At 38.3% G+C, this 17,676-nt stretch carries 17 protein-coding genes; 6 read left to right on the top strand and 11 right to left on the bottom strand.

The genetic code is table 11. The features are described 5' to 3' along the window. Nucleotides 1–64: 64 nt before the first annotated feature. The 9 genes from cysI to OK18_RS08125 all read right to left on the bottom strand — a co-directional run bounded on the left by cysI (nucleotide 65) and on the right by OK18_RS08125 (nucleotide 9,695). Entirely contained in the window at nucleotides 65–1,741 is a 1,677-nt protein-coding gene (cysI, locus tag OK18_RS08165) for an assimilatory sulfite reductase (NADPH) hemoprotein subunit (RefSeq protein ID WP_053327692.1), read from the bottom strand. 187 nt (nucleotides 1,742–1,928) lie between these two features. Further along, entirely contained in the window at nucleotides 1,929–3,644 is a 1,716-nt protein-coding gene (locus OK18_RS08160) for a diflavin oxidoreductase (RefSeq protein ID WP_053327691.1), read from the bottom strand. Next, entirely contained in the window at nucleotides 3,634–4,476 is an 843-nt protein-coding gene (cobA, locus tag OK18_RS08155; protein WP_053327690.1) for a uroporphyrinogen-III C-methyltransferase, read from the bottom strand. The genes OK18_RS08160 and cobA overlap by 11 nt, the downstream gene beginning before the upstream one ends. 19 nt (nucleotides 4,477–4,495) lie before the next feature. Then, nucleotides 4,496–5,407, bottom strand: a complete 912-nt coding sequence (cysK, locus tag OK18_RS08150; protein ID WP_050021705.1) for a cysteine synthase A — start codon at nucleotides 5,405–5,407, stop codon at nucleotides 4,496–4,498. Nucleotides 5,408–5,430: 23 nt separating this feature from the next. Beyond that, complete coding sequence (epsC, locus tag OK18_RS08145; protein WP_053327689.1) at nucleotides 5,431–6,264, bottom strand: serine O-acetyltransferase EpsC; 834 nt, start codon at nucleotides 6,262–6,264, stop codon at nucleotides 5,431–5,433. Beyond that, nucleotides 6,265–7,503, bottom strand: coding sequence for a sulfate adenylyltransferase subunit 1 (locus tag OK18_RS08140; protein ID WP_053327688.1), 1,239 nt, complete (start codon nucleotides 7,501–7,503; stop codon nucleotides 6,265–6,267). It lies immediately after the preceding gene. 60 nt (nucleotides 7,504–7,563) lie between these two features. Further along, nucleotides 7,564–8,472: a sulfate adenylyltransferase subunit CysD gene (gene cysD / locus OK18_RS08135; RefSeq protein ID WP_050021708.1), complete on the bottom strand. Its 909-nt coding sequence runs from the start codon at nucleotides 8,470–8,472 to the stop codon at nucleotides 7,564–7,566. Between the two features lie 9 nt (nucleotides 8,473–8,481). Beyond that, nucleotides 8,482–9,195: a phosphoadenylyl-sulfate reductase gene (locus tag OK18_RS08130; RefSeq protein WP_053327687.1), complete on the bottom strand. Its 714-nt coding sequence runs from the start codon at nucleotides 9,193–9,195 to the stop codon at nucleotides 8,482–8,484. 89 nt (nucleotides 9,196–9,284) lie between these two features. Further along, on the bottom strand, nucleotides 9,285–9,695 hold the full coding sequence (locus OK18_RS08125; protein WP_082129165.1) for an RrF2 family transcriptional regulator: 411 nt from the start codon (nucleotides 9,693–9,695) through the stop codon (nucleotides 9,285–9,287). 600 nt (nucleotides 9,696–10,295) lie between these two features. Here OK18_RS08125 and pepT point away from each other — a divergent pair. From pepT to OK18_RS08095, 6 genes are all read left to right on the top strand, one after another. Then, entirely contained in the window at nucleotides 10,296–11,543 is a 1,248-nt protein-coding gene (pepT, locus tag OK18_RS08120) for a peptidase T (protein WP_050021709.1), read from the top strand. Nucleotides 11,544–11,547: 4 nt separating this feature from the next. Beyond that, a complete protein-coding gene (locus tag OK18_RS08115) occupies nucleotides 11,548–12,117 on the top strand; it encodes an energy transducer TonB (RefSeq protein WP_053327686.1) in 570 nt (189 codons plus the stop codon). A gap of 293 nt (nucleotides 12,118–12,410) precedes the next feature. Then, nucleotides 12,411–12,653, top strand: coding sequence for a hypothetical protein (locus OK18_RS08110; RefSeq protein ID WP_128572432.1), 243 nt, complete (start codon nucleotides 12,411–12,413; stop codon nucleotides 12,651–12,653). Between the two features lie 152 nt (nucleotides 12,654–12,805). Beyond that, nucleotides 12,806–13,402 carry a porin family protein gene (locus tag OK18_RS08105; protein ID WP_050021712.1) on the top strand — a complete coding sequence of 199 codons (597 nt, stop codon included), beginning with the start codon at nucleotides 12,806–12,808 and terminating at the stop codon, nucleotides 13,400–13,402. An 80-nt stretch (nucleotides 13,403–13,482) separates the two neighbouring features. Continuing rightward, nucleotides 13,483–14,544, top strand: a complete 1,062-nt coding sequence (locus OK18_RS08100; protein ID WP_053327685.1) for a sensor histidine kinase — start codon at nucleotides 13,483–13,485, stop codon at nucleotides 14,542–14,544. Then, nucleotides 14,534–15,268 (top strand): LytR/AlgR family response regulator transcription factor, encoded by a 735-nt coding sequence (locus OK18_RS08095; protein WP_050021714.1) that lies wholly within the window; start codon nucleotides 14,534–14,536, stop codon nucleotides 15,266–15,268. The genes OK18_RS08100 and OK18_RS08095 overlap by 11 nt, the downstream gene beginning before the upstream one ends. Before the next feature lie 140 nt (nucleotides 15,269–15,408). Here OK18_RS08095 and OK18_RS08090 read toward each other — a convergent pair whose 3' ends face one another. Continuing rightward, a complete protein-coding gene (locus OK18_RS08090; RefSeq protein ID WP_053327684.1) occupies nucleotides 15,409–16,314 on the bottom strand; it encodes a DUF6268 family outer membrane beta-barrel protein in 906 nt (301 codons plus the stop codon). A 99-nt stretch (nucleotides 16,315–16,413) separates the two neighbouring features. Continuing rightward, entirely contained in the window at nucleotides 16,414–17,631 is a 1,218-nt protein-coding gene (locus OK18_RS08085; protein ID WP_053327683.1) for a multidrug effflux MFS transporter, read from the bottom strand. Between the last annotated feature and the right edge of the window lie 45 nt (nucleotides 17,632–17,676).

Below are 17,676 nucleotides of genomic sequence, written 5' to 3'. Positions count from 1 at the left end.
TTAAACTCACCTACACGTCATAATCTTTTGTTTTTGTGGTTGGATTTTATTTTAAAGGAAAACTTTACGCCTTCTCCAAGCTCAAATAGCGATGCGAGAAGTCACCCAATGTTTCCTCAGGAAGCCTTTCTTCCACATACATTTTGAAAAGCTCATCAAGACTTCCTAGAATTTCGTCTTCACCTAAATTTTCTTTGTATTTGGTGTTAAGGCGCATTCCCAGCCTGTCACCACCAATATGAAGATTATATTTACCATATGCCGTTCCTATCAGCCCGATTTCTGCATTTGGTGATCTTCCACAACCATTGGGACATCCGGTCATACGAATGGTGATATCATCATTCTGAAGTCCATATTTTTCAAGAACAGGCTCTATTTTTGTTACTAAGTCAGGCAGATAACGCTGAGCTTCCGCTAAAGCCAGGGAGCAGGTATTCAAAGCAACACAAGCCACTGAGTTTTTACGCATTGCTCCTGCATTTTCCGTATAATGGGCAATTCCATATTCGGTAAGAAGCGTTTCTATTTCAGCTTTATCATTTTCTGTAATATCAGAAAGAATCAGGTTCTGGTTACAGGTAAATCTGAAATTGGTTTTTCCGGTTTCAGCGATTTTTAATAATCCTGTCTTTAAAGAATACCCTTCTATATCCAAGATTCTTCCATGTTCTACAAATACCGTATAAAACCATTTCCCTTCATGATTCTGCACCCAGCCATAACGGTCTTTCCTTTGGGTAAAGGTGAATTCACGGACAGGTTCAAACTGAAATCCTGTTCTTTTTTCAACTTCTTTTTTATATTCTTCAATACCCAGTTTATCAATCGTATATTTTAATCTCGATAATTTTCGGTCACTCCTGTTTCCGAAGTCGCGTTGTACTGTAATAATTTCATAAACCGCTTTCAAGGCTTTTTCTTCCGAATCCACAAAGCCTAAAAGAGAAGCCAGACGGGCATAAGTCGCTTCATTTCCATGAGTAGCCCCAAGTCCTCCTCCGGCAGCGATATTGTACCCTACCAATTCATCATTTTCAATGACAGCGATAAGGGCAATATCATTGATAAAAACATCCACATCGTTATTAGGCGGAATGGCAATTCCTATTTTCAGTTTTCTCGGCAGATATCTGTCCTGATACAGAGGGTCTTCTTCTGCTTTTCTTTCAACCACCAATTCATCATCAATCCAAAGGTCATAATACGCCTTTGTTTTTGGCAGGCACATTTCGCTTATTTTTCCCGCCAATTCATAGACCTGCTGATGCAGTGGAGATTCTGAAGGATTCGACGTACAGGTAACGTTTCTGTTGACATCACCACATGCGGCAATGGAATCAAGATGCTGCAGGTTAAACTGCTGAATGGTAGGTCTGATATGAGATTTTAAAATCCCATGCAGCTGGATTGTCTGCCGGGTAGTCACTTTAATAACTCCGGTGGAATGTTCTCCTGCAATGTCATGAAGGCCAATCCACTGATCTCCTGTTAGAAAACCTCCCGGAAGCCTTAGCCTGATCATAAAAGAATACAGCCATTCCAGTTTTTTAGCAATTCTTTCTTCACGTCTGTCCCTGTCATCCTGTTGGTACATTCCGTGGAATTTGATGAGATTCTGATCATCTTCTCTGATGGCTCCGGTATAGTCATCTAAAAGGCTTTCTTTTAAAGTTCCTCTTAATCCGTTACTTTCTGTTTTGATTCTTTCTACCGGTGAAAGATTATTTTTTTGAGTCATGTTTTTATTTTATGATGGTTGTGCATTCAATATGATTTTTTAGCTATAAAATCTTTGCGTTTATCTTATTTTCACGCAGATTAAGGTGATTTCGCAGATTTTTATGAGAATCTGCTTGATTTGTGAAATCTGCGAGATAAAAAATCAAAATTGTACTCTTTACTTCACACAAAGATTCATATTATGATTAATACACATCTTTATGATATCTGCCGTTTAGTTCCAAATCTTCGAGATAAAGTCTGGCTTCTTCCGGGCTTTGCTTCCCTTCACTTTGAATGATCTCTAAAAGAGTATTTTCAACATCTCTACTCATTGGATCTTTAGCTCCGCAAACATATAAGGAGGCTCCACTTTCCAACCAATGGTATACTTCCTGAGCTTTCTGCTGTAGTTTATGCTGCACGTATATTTTTTCAGCAGTATCTCTTGAGAATGCCAGATCTAAATGAGTTAAAGTCCCTGTTTTAAGGAAATCCTGTAACTCTGCCTGGTAAAGAAAATCTGAAACAAAATTCCGGTCTCCGAAAAACAACCAGTTTCTACCCTCGGCACCCAGTGCATCTCTTTCCCATAGGAATGATCTGAAAGGTGCAATACCCGTTCCCGGTCCAATCATAATCATATCTTTATCAGGTCCAGGAAGCCGGAAATGTTTTGCTTCCTGAATATAGAATTCCAGATTTTCTCCTTCATTAAATCCTGCCAGAAAGCCACTACATAATCCATCCTGCTTTTTGTCATCAATAAAAAATTCAGATCGGGCAACGGTAATATGAATCTCAGTATCACCATGAGCCTCAGGAGATGAAGAAATGGAATACAGACGAGGGGCCTGCGCTGTCAAAACCGGGATTATCTGTTCAAATTCTTCGGCATTTTTCACAGGATAAATCCTTATCAGATCCAGAAGTCCCAAACGAACTTCCGGGATACTGTGTCCTGTAATTTCTGCATAATGGGCAACGGTTGTTTTAAGCAGGTAACTTATATTAAGATGTTTATGCAACAATTCCTCTACACTCGCTGTAATTTTTGCCGTCTCAATCTGCTTTTGAGGATTGATTCCTGTCAGGCTAATAATTTCATCCACAACCGGTTTGGGATTAAAGGCAACCACTCCTAATGCTGCTCCCGGAGTATAGACAATAGGTTCTTCCGTTTCTATTTCTATATGATAAGTCTTTTTTTCAGAGGTTATGTCATTAAGGTTGATGATGGATGAAATTTTTCCCTGATATTTTTTTCTTCCTGTAGAAGCTTTTGGAACTGAAACACTTTTGCTGCTGCTTTCTGCTGTTTTGTTTACCACATCCAGGATATGTCCGGCCCAGCTTTCAGCGTCCCGCTCATAATCTACATCACATTTTTTCAAAGGAATGATACGTTGTGCTCCCATGACTTCGAGACGGGAATCTACATCTTCCCCGGTCTTGCAGAACAAGGGATAACTGCTGTCTCCCAGTGCAAGAACACCAAACTTAAGGTGATTAAGATCAACATCATTTTCATGGATATGATCATAAAACTTTTTTACAAGGACCGGAGGCTCACCTTCTCCCTGTGTACTGATAATAACAAAGAAAAATTCTTCTTTGACAAGGTCTTTAGGCTTATACTGAGACAAATCAGCCAGTTTTACCTGAAGACCTTTTTTCTTAATCATTCCCGCTAATTCTACCGCCAGCTTTTTACTATTCCCCGTTTCAGTTCCGTAGGCAAGGGTAATTTTTTTTACAGAAACGGAATAAACAGGTGCAGAGTGTGACAGAGAGGGCTCTATAACAGACGCTGTTGACAAGCCGGCAAGGCCCGCAAGGAAACCACTGGCCCAAACAGCTTCATCTCTCGAGAAACTGCTGGATATTTCTTTAAGTACATTTAATTTATTTTCAGACAGCATATTCAAATAAATTTTGTGGATTAGGTAAGAGACTTCCGTTAGTGACTGATTTAAAGTACAGCCCTTCCTGTGTTTCTGCCGATAGCCAGGAGAATTCTTCATGCAGATGAACCACTTTGCCAACAACAACCAGAGATGGGGATATAAATGTTTTGTTCCCTAAATTCTTCTGAAAATCTTCCAGGGAGGATGTATAAACCTTTTGATAAGGCGTGGTTGCCTGCTCTATAACTGCTATTTTTTTCCCATTCATTGCTCCGAATTTCAAAAACTTTTCTACCAAAGCATTCAGATTTCCTTTAGACATGTAAAAAACAAGGGTATCATCTGAGTTGCCCAGTTCTTTCCAGTAAGCATCAGTTAGAATTTCACTTTTATAGTAGGTCAGAAAACGAACTGAGGTCGCATGATCCCTGGCCGTTAAAGGCATTCCTGCATAGGCAGCAGCTCCCAAAGCAGCTGTAATACCGGGAATAATTTCATATGAAATCTGATTTTGCTTTAAAGCTTTTAATTCATCAAGGACATTGGAAAAAACGGAAACATCTCCTCCTTTAAGCCTTACGACAATTTTTCCCTGTTCTGCATATTCTACCATCAGGGTATTGATCAAGGATTGTGGTGTAGAAGCATTTTTACTACATTCTTTGCCTACGTATATCACTTCTGTTTCCTTATTGACATAGCGGTCTATAATTTCGGGACTTACCAGCCTGTCACACAAAATAACATCAGCGGAAGCAACAGCTTTTACAGCTTTCATTGTAATCAAATCAGGGTCACCAGGCCCTGCACCCACCAGGTAAACCTGTGGTGTATGAGGATGTATCATGGTATGGAATTAAATGGGGTTAGAAAAGTCCTTCGACAGACAGGTATCTTTCACCTGTGTCGTAGTTGATCGTCAGTATTTTAGAGCCGGAAGGAATTTCCGGAAGTTTTTGAGCTACCGCAGCAAGAGCTGCTCCTGTAGAAATTCCTACAAAAAGGCCTTCTTTTTTAGCGGCATTCTGAGTATAGGTGAAAGCTTCTTCTTTTCCCACTTTAATGATGCCATCCAGAATATCAGTGTCTAATATGGAAGGAACAAATCCTGCTCCCAAACCTTGTAAAGGATGTGGTGCCGGAACTCCCCCACTCAATACCGGAGATAATTCAGGTTCTACAGCAATTACTTTAATATTGGGAAGTTTTTCTTTCAAAACTTTTGCGATTCCGGTGATATGTCCGCCCGTTCCTACTCCTGTGATCACGTAATCTAATCCTTCAGGAAAATCTTTCAAAATTTCCTGAGCAGTAGTTTCTGTATGAGCTTTTACATTAGCCGGGTTGTCAAATTGTCTCGGAATCCATGAATTGGGAGTTTCTTTTGACAGTTCTTCTGCTTTTTCAATTGCCCCTTTCATCCCTTTTTCTCTGGGTGTTAACACAAATTCTGCTCCGTATGATTCCATAATTTTACGGCGCTCAAGGCTCATACTTTCAGGCATCACCAGAATCAGCTTATAGTTTTTTACGGCAGCTACCAATGCCAGTCCTATTCCTGTATTTCCGCTGGTAGGTTCTATAATGACACTATCCTTATTTAACAGGCCTTTCGATTCTGCATCTTCAATCATCGCCAAAGCAATTCTATCCTTGATACTTCCTCCGGGATTGTTTTTTTCCAGTTTAATCCAGACTTCATGATCGGCTCCGAAAAGTTTGTTGATTCTGACTACCGGTGTATTTCCGATCGCTTCTAATGTGTTTTGGAACTTCATATCTATTCAATTTATGTTATTTTTTATATTACAAATGTTAAAGATTCGGGAAGGGGCCCGTTATCCTTTATTTTTATTTCGCTTTTGTTGTAGACCAGGGAATTAGCCGGTACATTTTGGGTGATCCAAACATTTCCTCCAATAATACTGTCTTTTCCTACTGTAGTATTTCCTCCTAAAATAGTTGCCCCGGAATAAATGATGACATTATCTTCAATATTGGGATGTCTTTTTTGGTTGGCAAATTCTTTGGAAACATTCAATGCTCCCAGAGTAACTCCCTGATAAATTTTAACATGATCTCCGATTACCGTTGTTTCTCCGATGACAATACCGGTTCCATGATCGATGAAAAAATGTTTTCCGATTTCAGCTCCCGGATGAATATCCACACCTGTTTTGCTATGGCCATATTCTGAAATAACACGCGGCAATGTATTCACTTCCTGCATCCAGAGCTGGTGAGAAATCCTGTACACATAGGTTGCAAAAAAACCGGGATAAGAAAGAAGTATTTCTTCCAGAGATTCTGTCGCAGGATCAAATTCCAGAATGGATCCGGCATCTAAAATGAGCGTATGGTAAATGTTGGACAATTCATCAAAAAAAACTTCTGTTTGCTTTTTAGCCCAACTTTCATCATGATTAACTCCACTTAAAATAAGTTCAAAAAGCGCTTTATTCAATTTCTCAAAATCCTGCTGCAACTGTTCTTCAGTATCAATATGCTGTGGAAGAAACAGCGTATTGTATAATCCCGTCACAAAAGTTTCCATCTTGGTTTTATCAAAAAAACCATGAGAACCCAGCTTTTTATTTTGAAGAATATTTCCGATAAAATCTAATGAAACAGGCATTTACTGAATTATTATGGCTGCAACAGTGGCATTGGACGTTTCATCCACCAAAATTGCAGATCCGGTTGTTTTGTTGCTGATAAAATCATCAAACACCAACGGCTGTGCCGTCCTGATTCTGACTTTTGCAATCTCATTGAGCTTCACCTCTCCTTTTACTTCTTCATGTTCCAGGGTGTTGACATCAATTTTATAATCGATTTCTTTGACCACTGCTTTCAATAACCGGCTGTGATGCTGTATCAGATATTTATTACCCGGCTGAAGCGCTTTTTCATCTACCCAGCACAACAATCCTTCCAACTCTTTTTCTACCTGAGGAAGCTCTTCCGTAGTGGTAAAGAAATCTCCCCTGCTGATATCAATATCATTTTCTACACGTATAATGACAGGCTGCCCTTCAAAAGCTTGCTCTACTTCGGCTCCATTGATTTCAATGGAAGATATTTTCGTAGCAATACCTGCCGGAAGAATGTGAATCTGGTCTCCTTTTTGAAAACTTCCGCTTAAAACCTGTCCGGCATATCCTCTATAATCATGCAGTTCTTCAGTTTGTGGACGAATCACATATTGAACCTGAAAGCGGTTTCCTTTATTCTTCTCCTGGTCAATATTTACTTCTTCCAAATATTCAAGGAGGGGTTTTCCTTTATACCAATCTGTATTGGACGATAGAGAAACAATATTGTCTCCGTTAAATGCCGAGATTGGAAAATAAGTTACATCCTTCAGGCCAAGACTTTCTGCAATATGAGAATATTCTGCTTTGATGTTTTCAAAAATCTCTTTTGAATAATCCACCATATCCATTTTATTAATGGCTACTACCACTTTTTTCAATTGTAAAAGCGATGCGATGATTGAGTGTCTTCTCGTTTGCTCAATGACTCCTTTTCTGGCATCAATCAGAATGACCATCAGATCTGAATTAGAAGCTCCGGTGACCATATTGCGGGTATACTGCACATGTCCCGGCGCATCAGCAATAATAAACTTTCTTTTGGCCGTTGAAAAATACCTGTAGGCAACATCAATGGTAATTCCCTGTTCTCTTTCCGCACGCAATCCGTCTGTTAGAAGAGCCAGGTCTACTCCGTCCTCATTTTTGTTTTTAGAGTGTTTTTCAAGTACTTCCAGCTGATCCTGCAAGATACTTTTGCTATCGTAAAGCAGTCTTCCGATGAGGGTACTTTTACCGTCATCCACACTTCCTGCTGTTATAAATCTTAATATGTCCACGTTCTTTGATTATAAATGATTAGTTATAAGTAATGACTCATATTGAATGTTCATTAGTTATTAAAAATAGCCTCCTTTTTTACGGTCTTCCATTGCTGCTTCGGTAACCCTGTCGTCAATTCTGGTCTCTCCTCTTTCGGAAATTCTGGTAGCCAGTATTTCTTCAATGACGCTGTCTACTGTAGCGGCTTCAGATTCTACCGCGGCTGTACAAGTCATGTCTCCTACGGTTCGGTAGCGTATTTTTTTTGTAATTACAATATCATTTTCTTCCAGAGAAGCAAATTCGGAGTTGGCGATCCATTGTCCGTTAAGGTCTACTACTTCTCTTTCATGCGAAAAATAAATAGACGGAAGGTCTATATTTTCTCTCCGGATGTAATTCCAGACATCCAGCTCCGTCCAGTTGCTGATCGGAAAAACTCTTACGTTTTCACCTTTATGGATTCTTCCGTTGAAAATATTCCATAGCTCAGGGCGTTGAAGTTTAGGGTCCCATTGTCCAAATTCGTCCCTCACTGAAAAAATCCTTTCTTTAGCTCTGGCTTTTTCTTCATCTCTACGTGCTCCACCGATACAGGCATCAAATTCAAATTCTTCAATAGTATCAAGTAAAGTAAACGTCTGCAACCAGTTACGGCTTGGAAAACGACCTTTAGGTTCGGTAAGCTTTCTTTCTTTTATTGTGTCTTCCACTTTACGGACAACCAGATCTACTCCTTTTTGTGCCACAAGCTGATCTCTGAAATGTAATACTTCAGGGAAATTATGTCCTGTATCTACATGAACAAAAGTGAAAGGTATTTTTCCGTAAGGAAATGCTTTTGAAGCCAGGTGAGCCAGCACAATACTGTCTTTTCCTCCACTGAATAAGAGTGCAGGACGCTCAAACTGCCCTGCAGTTTCTCTTAAAATGTAAATAGATTCAGATTCTAATTGGTCTAAATAATTGAAATGATATAGTGACATAGTATATTTTTATTGATGAATATGTAAACCGCATTCTTTTTTATCAGCATCTTCCCACCACCAGCGGCCGGCTCTAAAGTCTTCTCCTTCTTTTATAGCTCTTGTGCAGGGCGCACAGCCAATACTTACAAATCCTTTTTTATGCAGATAGTTGTAAGGCAGATGATGAGACTGAACATAGTCTTCTACCTGTTTTGTTGTCCAGTTCAAAAGCGGATGGAATTTGATGATCTGATGATCCGCATCCCATTCCAGCTGAGGCATTTGTTTCCTTCCTACGGAATGTTCAGATCTTAAACCGGTGATCCATACTTTGTATCCTTTAAGTGCCTGTTTTAAAGGCTGAACTTTACGGATATTACAGCAAGCCTTTCTTTGATCTACTGATTGATAAAATGAATCCGGGCCGTTTTCTGATACAAATATTTGTAAAGCTTCCGGATCCGGATAATAGGCCTTGATATTTTTTTTGAAAAAAGCTCTTGAAGCCGTCCATGTTTCATACGTCTGCTCAAAAAGCCTTCCCGTATCCAATGTGAAAATATCAATATCAAGGTCTTTTATCAAATGAGTCACTACCTGATCTTCATAACTGAAACTGGTAGAAAAGATCACCTCTCCAGGAAACAATTCTGATAGCTTTTTCAAAAAATCCACCTTAATCTCCTCTTCTGAAGCCAGTTCCAGTAGTTTTTTGAATTCTATTTTCAGATGATTTTCCATTTGCAATTGATTTTAACTGATGCAAATATATATAAAATTCTATATATCCTACCAAATTAGTAGAATATAACATTAAAAAAATTTTGATTTTATTTCAGAAATGATGTAAGAGTAGCTTCCATCATGCTTTTCCTGGTTTTTTCACGAACAATAATTAATTCTTTTCTAAGATAACATACTGCCTCATCGACACAGTCGTCACAAGGTTCATAAAAATTTAAAGATACGCACGGAGTCAGAGCGATAGGACCTTCAAAAATCCGGTAAATATCTGCTAATGAGACCTCATCCGGGGACTTAAGAAGGTAATACCCTCCAGCTGTTCCCTGTTTACTATTGACCAACTTTGCCCTTTTCAGTTCCAAAAGAATCTGTTCCAAAAACTTTCTGGGTATATTTTCATCCTGAGCAATAACAGCAGTGGGCAAAAACCCCTGATTGTAGTTTCTTGCCAGCCTTACCATTGCTTTTAGAGCATATTTGCAGCGTTTGGACATCATAATCCATGCAAGTTATAACAATTTATCCGATTGGCGAAATATGGGTTAAACATCAGTTTAAAAAAGATAAAACATAAGAGAGTCATAGTAAAGTTAAAACCACAAAATGCAGTAAAAATTTTTGAACACTTTAGTTTTTTAAAGTTAAAAGCATAACGCTAAGAAGTTCACACAAGTTAAAATCAAAGATTTTATTACAATCTGCTTTACCTGCATGATTAAACTACCACGTAAACATCTATGCAAACCTGTGAGATCTACGGTTAAAATTAAACCACAAAGTCACAAAAGTTTTGAACACTTTAGCTTTTTAAAGTGAAAAACATAGCGCTAAGAAGTCCACATAAGTTTAAAAATCAAGATTTTTTTGCTACCTGCTTTATCCGTATGATTAAACTACACATAAACATCTGTGCAAATCTGTGAAATCTGCGGTTAAAATTAAAAGCATTATGTTTTAAAAAGAACCCATAAGTTAAAATCAAAGTTTTATTCACCATTTCATTGATTCGTTCTAAGTAAACGTATTATCAGAAAGATGCCATAAAAATAAAATCTGAACAATATACATCGTATATTTGTTCAAATTTAAGATATCTGATGAGTACAATAGAATTTAATCAATTGTGGAAAGAGAAATTACTGAATCGTTTTCTTAGTTATGTAAAAATATATTCAACCAGTGATGCTGAAAGCGAAAATACTCCCTCCACTTCAAGACAATGGGACATCGCAAATTACATTACTGAAGAACTGAAGACAATAGGTTTGGAAGATGTTTCAATTGATGATAACGGTTATATTATGGGATATGTTCCTTCTAACCTTGAAAATGATGACAGGCCTACGATTGGATTTATTTCGCATTATGATACATCCCCTGACTTCAGTGGTGAAAATGTAAGACCACAGGTGTGGGAAAACTATGACGGAAATGATCTTCTTCTAAATCAGACTACAGGATTTACTTTGTCTCCTTCAAAATTTGAAAGCTTAAAAAAATATATCGGCCAGACCCTGATTACCACGGATGGAACCACTCTTCTTGGTGCTGACGATAAAGCCGGATGCGCGGAAATTGTAACGGCTGCAGAGTATCTTATTGCCCACCCGGAAATCAAACATGGCAGAATTGCTGTAGGATTTACTCCGGATGAAGAGATCGGAAGAGGAGCTCACAAGTTTGATGTTGCAAAATTCGGGGCTGAGTGGGCTTACACCATGGATGGCGGAGAAGTTGGAGAATTGGAATATGAAAACTTCAATGCTGCCGGAGCGGTAGTTAAAATTCACGGATTAAGTGTACACCCGGGTTATGCCTATGGGAAAATGATCAATGCTGCGCTTTTAGCAGCTGAATTTGCCCAGATGCTACCTGCTAATGAAACTCCTGCAACGACAAAAGGTTTTGAAGGATTCTACCATTTAATGGATATTACTGCTGATATTTCTGAAGCTAAACTTCAATACATCATCCGTGACCATGACGCTGATAAATTTGAGGCAAGAAAGAAATTCCTTGAAGCAAAAGTAGCTGAATTCAATCAAAAGCATGGTGAAGGAACGGCAGAAGTAGAAATCAAGGAACAATACAGAAACATGAAACAGCAGTTTGAAGGTAAAATGCATATTGTAGACCTTGCAGCCAAAGCGATGAAAGAAGCTGGTATTGAGCCTAAGATCAAAGCGATCAGAGGAGGAACGGATGGGGCACAACTATCTTATATGGGCCTTCCATGTCCTAATATCTTCGCGGGAGGCATCAACTTCCACGGACCGTACGAATATGTTGCTTTAGAAAGTATGGAGAAAGCAACTGAAGTTATTATTAACATCGTAAAAGCTTAATACAATGATTAAAAAGCTCTTAGCATTAGCATTCATTATTACTTTTGTGTTCGGCTATGCCCAGGTTTCTGAATTTCAGAGGGCAGATTCCCGCTATGACAGAAAGATAAAGGCTTTATATAACAAATATCCTAAGCCTAATGATCTAAGAACTAAGAAGGAGTGGCTTTTGACAGAAGAGAAAATATCAGCGTATAAAAACGCACTGGATAAAGTTTCTGCTGAAGAGAAGAAACTAATTGCATTAGATCCTCCAACAAAATCAAAAATCACTAAAGAAGCTGAATATGATAAAGGTAAGACCTCTTTCCAAAAACTTTTATATGAAGCAGTGGATCTTGCTTTTTTAAATTTTTCTTCGGATTCTTACAAAGCAACAATGACTTTTGTGGTTGACTCTAAAGGAAATGCCCTTGATGCCAATGTAAAAGGAAATAACGAAGATATAAATGCCTTTATTGAAGCAGCTTTTTACCGCATTAAAAACCAGGGCAAATGGAAACCCGCAGAAAGCAACGGAAAACCGGTATCTTCTACTGTATCCCTTCCTTTGGTTTTAACATTTAAAAAATAAATACAATGCTGCTTCAAAAAATGAGGCAGCATTTTTTTTAGACATCTATCATTTTATTCTGCAAAAGTGAGAAGGTGAAATATGGTTATACGCAGATGTTTGTAGAGAAATCTGTACAATCAGTTCAATCAGCGAGAGATAAATAACTTAGAGCGTTTACACTTTTTTTAATTCAAAAACATATCACTCTAAGATCCAGATGATTAAAAATATAATGAACTGGTTTTTTATTATATTTACAATGATATACAAACAAAACTATTAATTTTTAACATCAGATTACTATGAGAAAAATGAAAAAACTAACCAGACAAGAGTTACAAACCATTCATGGAAACGGAATAGGAGATAATTGTCACATGGGAGGAGATTCCTATAATTGCCAAAGTGACTGCCAGTGCGCCTGGGGAAAAGCTTGTGAGATGTACGATGATGGAAGCCCGGGACAATGCATTGCTGTTGGAGGAGGAGGCAATCCCGGTGGTGGCGGTAACACCTGTATACCACCAACCATTTGTGTAGAAGAACCTTATTAATATTTATTTATCGGAAGTTATTACAACTTCCGATTTTTATTTTCAGCCGGAAACAGAGTTTTGTCAACGTATTCTTACCTTTCATCAAATAAAATTTCATCTCCCTTTCCTGATCCGTTGTTTTGCATCAAATTTTTAACAATTATCAGTTTATGAAACAACATTTTCTGTCATTAAGTGCCTTATTACTATGCATTACTTGTTCGGTAGATATTCAAGCTCAGCAGACTCCCGCTTTTCATATCGGGGTAAAGGGCGGAACCAGTTTTACCAAAACCTCAACGGAATCTTCTTTATTGGAAGGGAAATACGGCTTCGGCTATCAGGCGGGCGTAATGACCAGAATGGATATTGGCAGGCTGTATGTACAAGGAGAAGCCTTATTCAACAAAAGAAAGACCTCTTACGATATCAAGGACGGAAGTTCAGCCAAGCTCACCTGGAATGCTATTGATATTCCTGTAGTAATAGGATACAAAGTAGTAAAAGCCGACGAATTTAACGTAAGGGTTTTTGCCGGCGGAGTTTACAGTTACGCATTTAATAATAAAATATCCACTTCACATGCGATCCAGGAAGGGTTTATAAAATTTGATAAATCAAACATCGGAATTACAGGAGGTGTGGGAGTAGATTATAAGAATTTCACAGTGGATCTGCGGTATGAAACCGGGTTGTCAAATATCAGTAAAGATTTTAAATCCAAACCGCACAGTTTCAGTCTAGGGATTGGCTATTTCCTATTCTAAAAAACTTAAATTATCTTTACCATTAGAAACTGTCCCTGTACAGTTTCTATTTTTTTATGAATTTACTCAAGTTTCTCCCCATGACCAAATCTTTTGTTTTAAAAGAGCATATTTTTACCTTTCTGTTCTGGTTTGTTTTTACCATTGTCTTATGGTGTAATTTTCAAACCTCTACAGAAAAATATCTGGCTATGATACAGGCTTCTATTATTGGGTTTTGCTCTTTTACTTTTACTCATTTTTTAACCAATAAACTGCTGCCCAAAGCTTTACAGGCAAAAAAAATGAGACAGTTTCTCATTCAGGCAATTATAGTCATTTTCCTGTTAAGTCTGGTATTCTCTGTTATTTTCACCTATCTTGAAGCTGCTCCAAAAGAAGAGCTTCCGGAAAATATATGGGATCATCTCCCCTATTTGTGGCAAGGATTTTACATGTCTTTACCTGCCTCACTTCTGATTAACGGGTCTGCCTGCGGAATTAAATTTTACAAAGAACATGGAAGGATAGAAAGAGATCATATCCTTCTTCAGCAGGCTCACCTGGAAAATCAGCTTAAGTTACTGCAGGATCAGATTAATCCTCATCTGGTTTTCAACATTATGAATCATATTCATATCCTGATGAAAACAGATACTCAACTTGCCGATTTTTTGCTGATGAAATTCTCAGACATCCTAAGATATCAACTCTATCACTGTAACCAGCCTATGGTCCCTTTAGATAAAGAAATTGAATACCTTCAAAATTTGGTAGAAGTGGAAAAGCTAAGATGGGGGAATGAGCTTCATGTAAAGACCTCCTGGGAAATCCATAATAAAAAAGCCGATATTGTTCCCTTATTGTTGGTCCCTTTTATTGAAAACGCTTTTAAATATGTTTGCAGGCTTCCCGGCCAAACCGGTTATGTTAAAATATTTTGTAAAGAAGAAAATAACAATCTCTTCTTTTATGTTGAAAATCCTTACTCGGAAATCGCTGTTCACAAAAAGAAAGACGGCATCGGAGGAATTGGTCTTCAAAATGTAAAAAAACGTCTGAAATTACAATATCCTGATTCTTATGACCTTAAAATTGAATCTGATAATCTGGTATATAAAGTAACTTTACTCTTAAAACTGTCTGAAGAAAATGAGCAGTAATATCCCCAAAATGAAATGTCTGATCATCGATGATGAACCCCTGGCTAGATTTCACCTGAAAGAACTTGCTGATCAGGTAGAATTCTTATCTGTAGAGGGGACTTGTGCCACTGCGTTGGAAGCAGACGCCAAAGTAAAAGAAAACGAAATAGACCTTCTTTTTCTGGACATCAATATGCCTTATCTGAGCGGTCTGGAATTTTTAGAACAACTTGAAAACCCTCCCCTTTGTATTCTGACAACTGCTTATTCTGAATATGCATTGGAAGGCTTTCGCCTTCAGGTTGCAGATTATCTTTTAAAGCCTATTGCTTTCAATCGTTTTTATCAGGCAGTAAATAAAGCCCAGCAACAGTTTATTATCAATGAAAAGCTGAGGAAAAATACGCCTTTGGATGATCCTTTTCTGTATGTAAGACAATCCGATACCTTTGTCAAGGTTTCCTGGGTGGACATTTTATACATAGAAAGCATGCAGAATTATACGAAACTTCATTTTAAAGATAAATCCCTGATCATCCATCAGACTATGAAAGCGATTGAAGAATCCTTACCTTCCGAACATTTCTTCAGAATTCACAAGTCATTTTTAATCAACATCACCCATATTGATATGATTTCAGGAGGCCGATTATTTATCAACAAAACAGAGCTTCCTATTTCCCGAACCCGGAAAGAGGAACTGCTCAATCAAGTGGTGTATAAGAAGCTGATCAGTAAGTAAGAAGGGAGGCGGGAAGAGGGAAGTTATGGAGTTTTTAAACAATACTATTTATCTTCTTTGAGTAAAAATAATCGTTTTGCCAGCGTTCAATAATTATAACTGGAAGAAACTTCGCGGCTCCCTTCTTCCAGTTTTCAGCCTTATAAATTCCAACGCAGTGCTACAGCTGCATAAAATGTAGTGGAAAAACGAGGGTCGTCCATTTTCTTATCCCTGAAAATACTCTTGATTTTCCGGTCGTTCTCACTAAAGCTCCGTATTAAAGTAGTTCCTCCCGTAAGCCGGAGGCTTAACCGATCACTAAGTTGTATTTCTGGCCTTAAACCAGCTATAATCTGTTGATATCCTAATAACATAGATTTACCGTCTTTATTTCTTTCTACCGACATCCCGTTGAGGTTTACAACAGCCTTTAAGGCAAACTTATCCGTGAATTGATATCCGGCTTCCATTCCTTCAGGAAAATTGATGTTAAATTTAATTTTTCCGTTTGTTTTCCAATCGAAATAAATCCAGGGCAAAATCATGGGAACCCCAAATGCTGTAGTGAGGACCGGGCCTCCTCCCAATGCAAGATTAGGACTGAAATGCCTGATAAACAAAATTCCTCCCTGCCCCAGTACATCGTCAAAATTGATCTTTTCCATATCGGTATATACCCCTACAGAGGCTGTCATCATCATGCTCCACTTTTTACCTAAAGGCCGGACATGCTGTATGCCGACCTGGGCATTCAGCATTTCATTGGGAAACAGCCGGGTTTCATAATTTCTGTGCGTCATTCTTGCATAGGAACCGCTAAGCAGCATTGACCATGCTTTTACTTTCCCGTTACTATCTTTCTTTACCGATAAAGGAATACTCAGGTTAAGATCTACTCTTTTAAAATCGCTTTTAGAGTTTGTTTTTACACTGTCTTCAGGACGGATGTAGTTGGAACCCGGGATATATTCCGTTTTCAGCTCAGCAGATATTCCGGATTGTGCATTGACCCAATATCCTAATGGCAACAGACAGCACAAAGCTGTCATAAGGCTTCTCTTCATAATTTTAAATTTGATGCAAAGAGAAACCTTTACCTGTTTTCTGCAAAAAATACTTGATTAAGTGCCCGGATGATATGACAACAGGAATAATTAGCAGGATTAAAAATCCTTCAAAACGACTTTCGACCCGGTAGCCACTTTTTGACTTTTAAAAATCTGATATCCAAACCAAACTGCAATCACAGCCATTCCCGTACGTGTCAAGACCATCGGAATGATTGAATTAGCTTCCAATAAGCCTAACAGTCCGGACATCAAAAAGGTAACAATTAACTGTGTAAATCCCAATAATGCCGCTGCAGTGCCACGCCCTTCTTTAAAAGGAGATAAAGCATGAGCGGAGGTGATAGGAAATAGAATACCAATTGCCAGTAATGACAAATACAATACCGCTATTTCCAAGGCTACAGAAAGATGTTCAGCAGCAATCAGAATATGCAGGGCACAAACTACCAAAAGAGCGATTGTTGCGATAAATAAAAGGTTTGAATTACTAATCCTCTTAATCAGTTTTGGAGTAATATAAGCTGCCGTTATCAATGCTAACGAATTAAAAGCAAATATAAAACTGAAAACTCCACTTGAGAACCCATGAAGTTCCATAAATAGGAAGGGAGCATTAGAAATATAGATGATCAGGGAGGCAAAAGCAATACTTCCCACCATTGTACTGTTGATAAAATCCCGGTTTGAGAGGATCATCTTCAATTGATCTTTTAATCCTATTTCATTCCTGTGTACATCAGGCTGGCTGATTCTGGTATTGGTCTCCGGGACATATTTGTAGACCATAAAAAAGGTGATCAGCCCCATAATACATAAAAAGGCAAATGAACTGTTCCATCCCCAGAATTTAAGGAATACACTCCCCAGTAATGGTGCTACAATAGGAGCAATACCACTGATCTGGGACTGTTGTGAAAAAATAGTGACTGACTTCTGCTTGTCATAAAGGTCAATAATGATAGCCCTCCCGATAACAATCCCGGCGCTTCCTCCAAAGGCCTGCAGAAAACGCATTGCCCATAAAACATAAATATCTGATGTAAAATAGATTGCCGTTGCTCCTATAATAAAGAGTATAAGTCCACAATACAGCATAGGTTTACGCCCTTTTTTGTCCGATAAAGGTCCCCATAATAATTGCCCGAAAGCGAATCCGGCAAAGAAAACCGAAATGGATATCTGAATATGCCCGATGTCGGTTTTAAAAATTTCGGCCATGCTTGGAAAAGCAGGAAGATAAAGATCTATACTTAATGATTCCAACGTGTTCAGCAGTGCTAAAATAAACACCACTATATTTAACTTCTTCATAAATAATGTAAGCCTTCACAGGCGATTTTAAGTCGGCAAAATTGA

Source organism: Chryseobacterium gallinarum, assembly GCF_001021975.1.
GTDB lineage: Bacteria > Bacteroidota > Bacteroidia > Flavobacteriales > Weeksellaceae > Chryseobacterium > Chryseobacterium gallinarum.
This window is presented reverse-complemented; position numbering and strand designations above follow the sequence as displayed.

Coding starts and splice junctions, on each gene's coding strand:
- OK18_RS08130 (WP_053327687.1), bottom strand. CDS start 9,195: ATGGAAAATCATCTGAAAATAGAATTCAAAAAACTACTGGAACTGGCT.
- OK18_RS08090 (WP_053327684.1), bottom strand. CDS start 16,314: ATGAAGAGAAGCCTTATGACAGCTTTGTGCTGTCTGTTGCCATTAGGA.
- OK18_RS08100 (WP_053327685.1), top strand. CDS start 13,483: ATGACCAAATCTTTTGTTTTAAAAGAGCATATTTTTACCTTTCTGTTC.
- cysD (WP_050021708.1), bottom strand. CDS start 8,472: ATGTCACTATATCATTTCAATTATTTAGACCAATTAGAATCTGAATCT.
- epsC (WP_053327689.1), bottom strand. CDS start 6,264: ATGCCTGTTTCATTAGATTTTATCGGAAATATTCTTCAAAATAAAAAG.
- cysI (WP_053327692.1), bottom strand. CDS start 1,741: ATGACTCAAAAAAATAATCTTTCACCGGTAGAAAGAATCAAAACAGAA.
- cobA (WP_053327690.1), bottom strand. CDS start 4,476: ATGATACATCCTCATACACCACAGGTTTACCTGGTGGGTGCAGGGCCT.
- OK18_RS08115 (WP_053327686.1), top strand. CDS start 11,548: ATGATTAAAAAGCTCTTAGCATTAGCATTCATTATTACTTTTGTGTTC.
- OK18_RS08095 (WP_050021714.1), top strand. CDS start 14,534: ATGAGCAGTAATATCCCCAAAATGAAATGTCTGATCATCGATGATGAA.
- pepT (WP_050021709.1), top strand. CDS start 10,296: ATGAGTACAATAGAATTTAATCAATTGTGGAAAGAGAAATTACTGAAT.
- OK18_RS08085 (WP_053327683.1), bottom strand. CDS start 17,631: ATGAAGAAGTTAAATATAGTGGTGTTTATTTTAGCACTGCTGAACACG.
- OK18_RS08105 (WP_050021712.1), top strand. CDS start 12,806: ATGAAACAACATTTTCTGTCATTAAGTGCCTTATTACTATGCATTACT.
- OK18_RS08110 (WP_128572432.1), top strand. CDS start 12,411: ATGAAAAAACTAACCAGACAAGAGTTACAAACCATTCATGGAAACGGA.
- cysK (WP_050021705.1), bottom strand. CDS start 5,407: ATGAAGTTCCAAAACACATTAGAAGCGATCGGAAATACACCGGTAGTC.
- OK18_RS08125 (WP_082129165.1), bottom strand. CDS start 9,695: ATGATGTCCAAACGCTGCAAATATGCTCTAAAAGCAATGGTAAGGCTG.
- OK18_RS08160 (WP_053327691.1), bottom strand. CDS start 3,644: ATGCTGTCTGAAAATAAATTAAATGTACTTAAAGAAATATCCAGCAGT.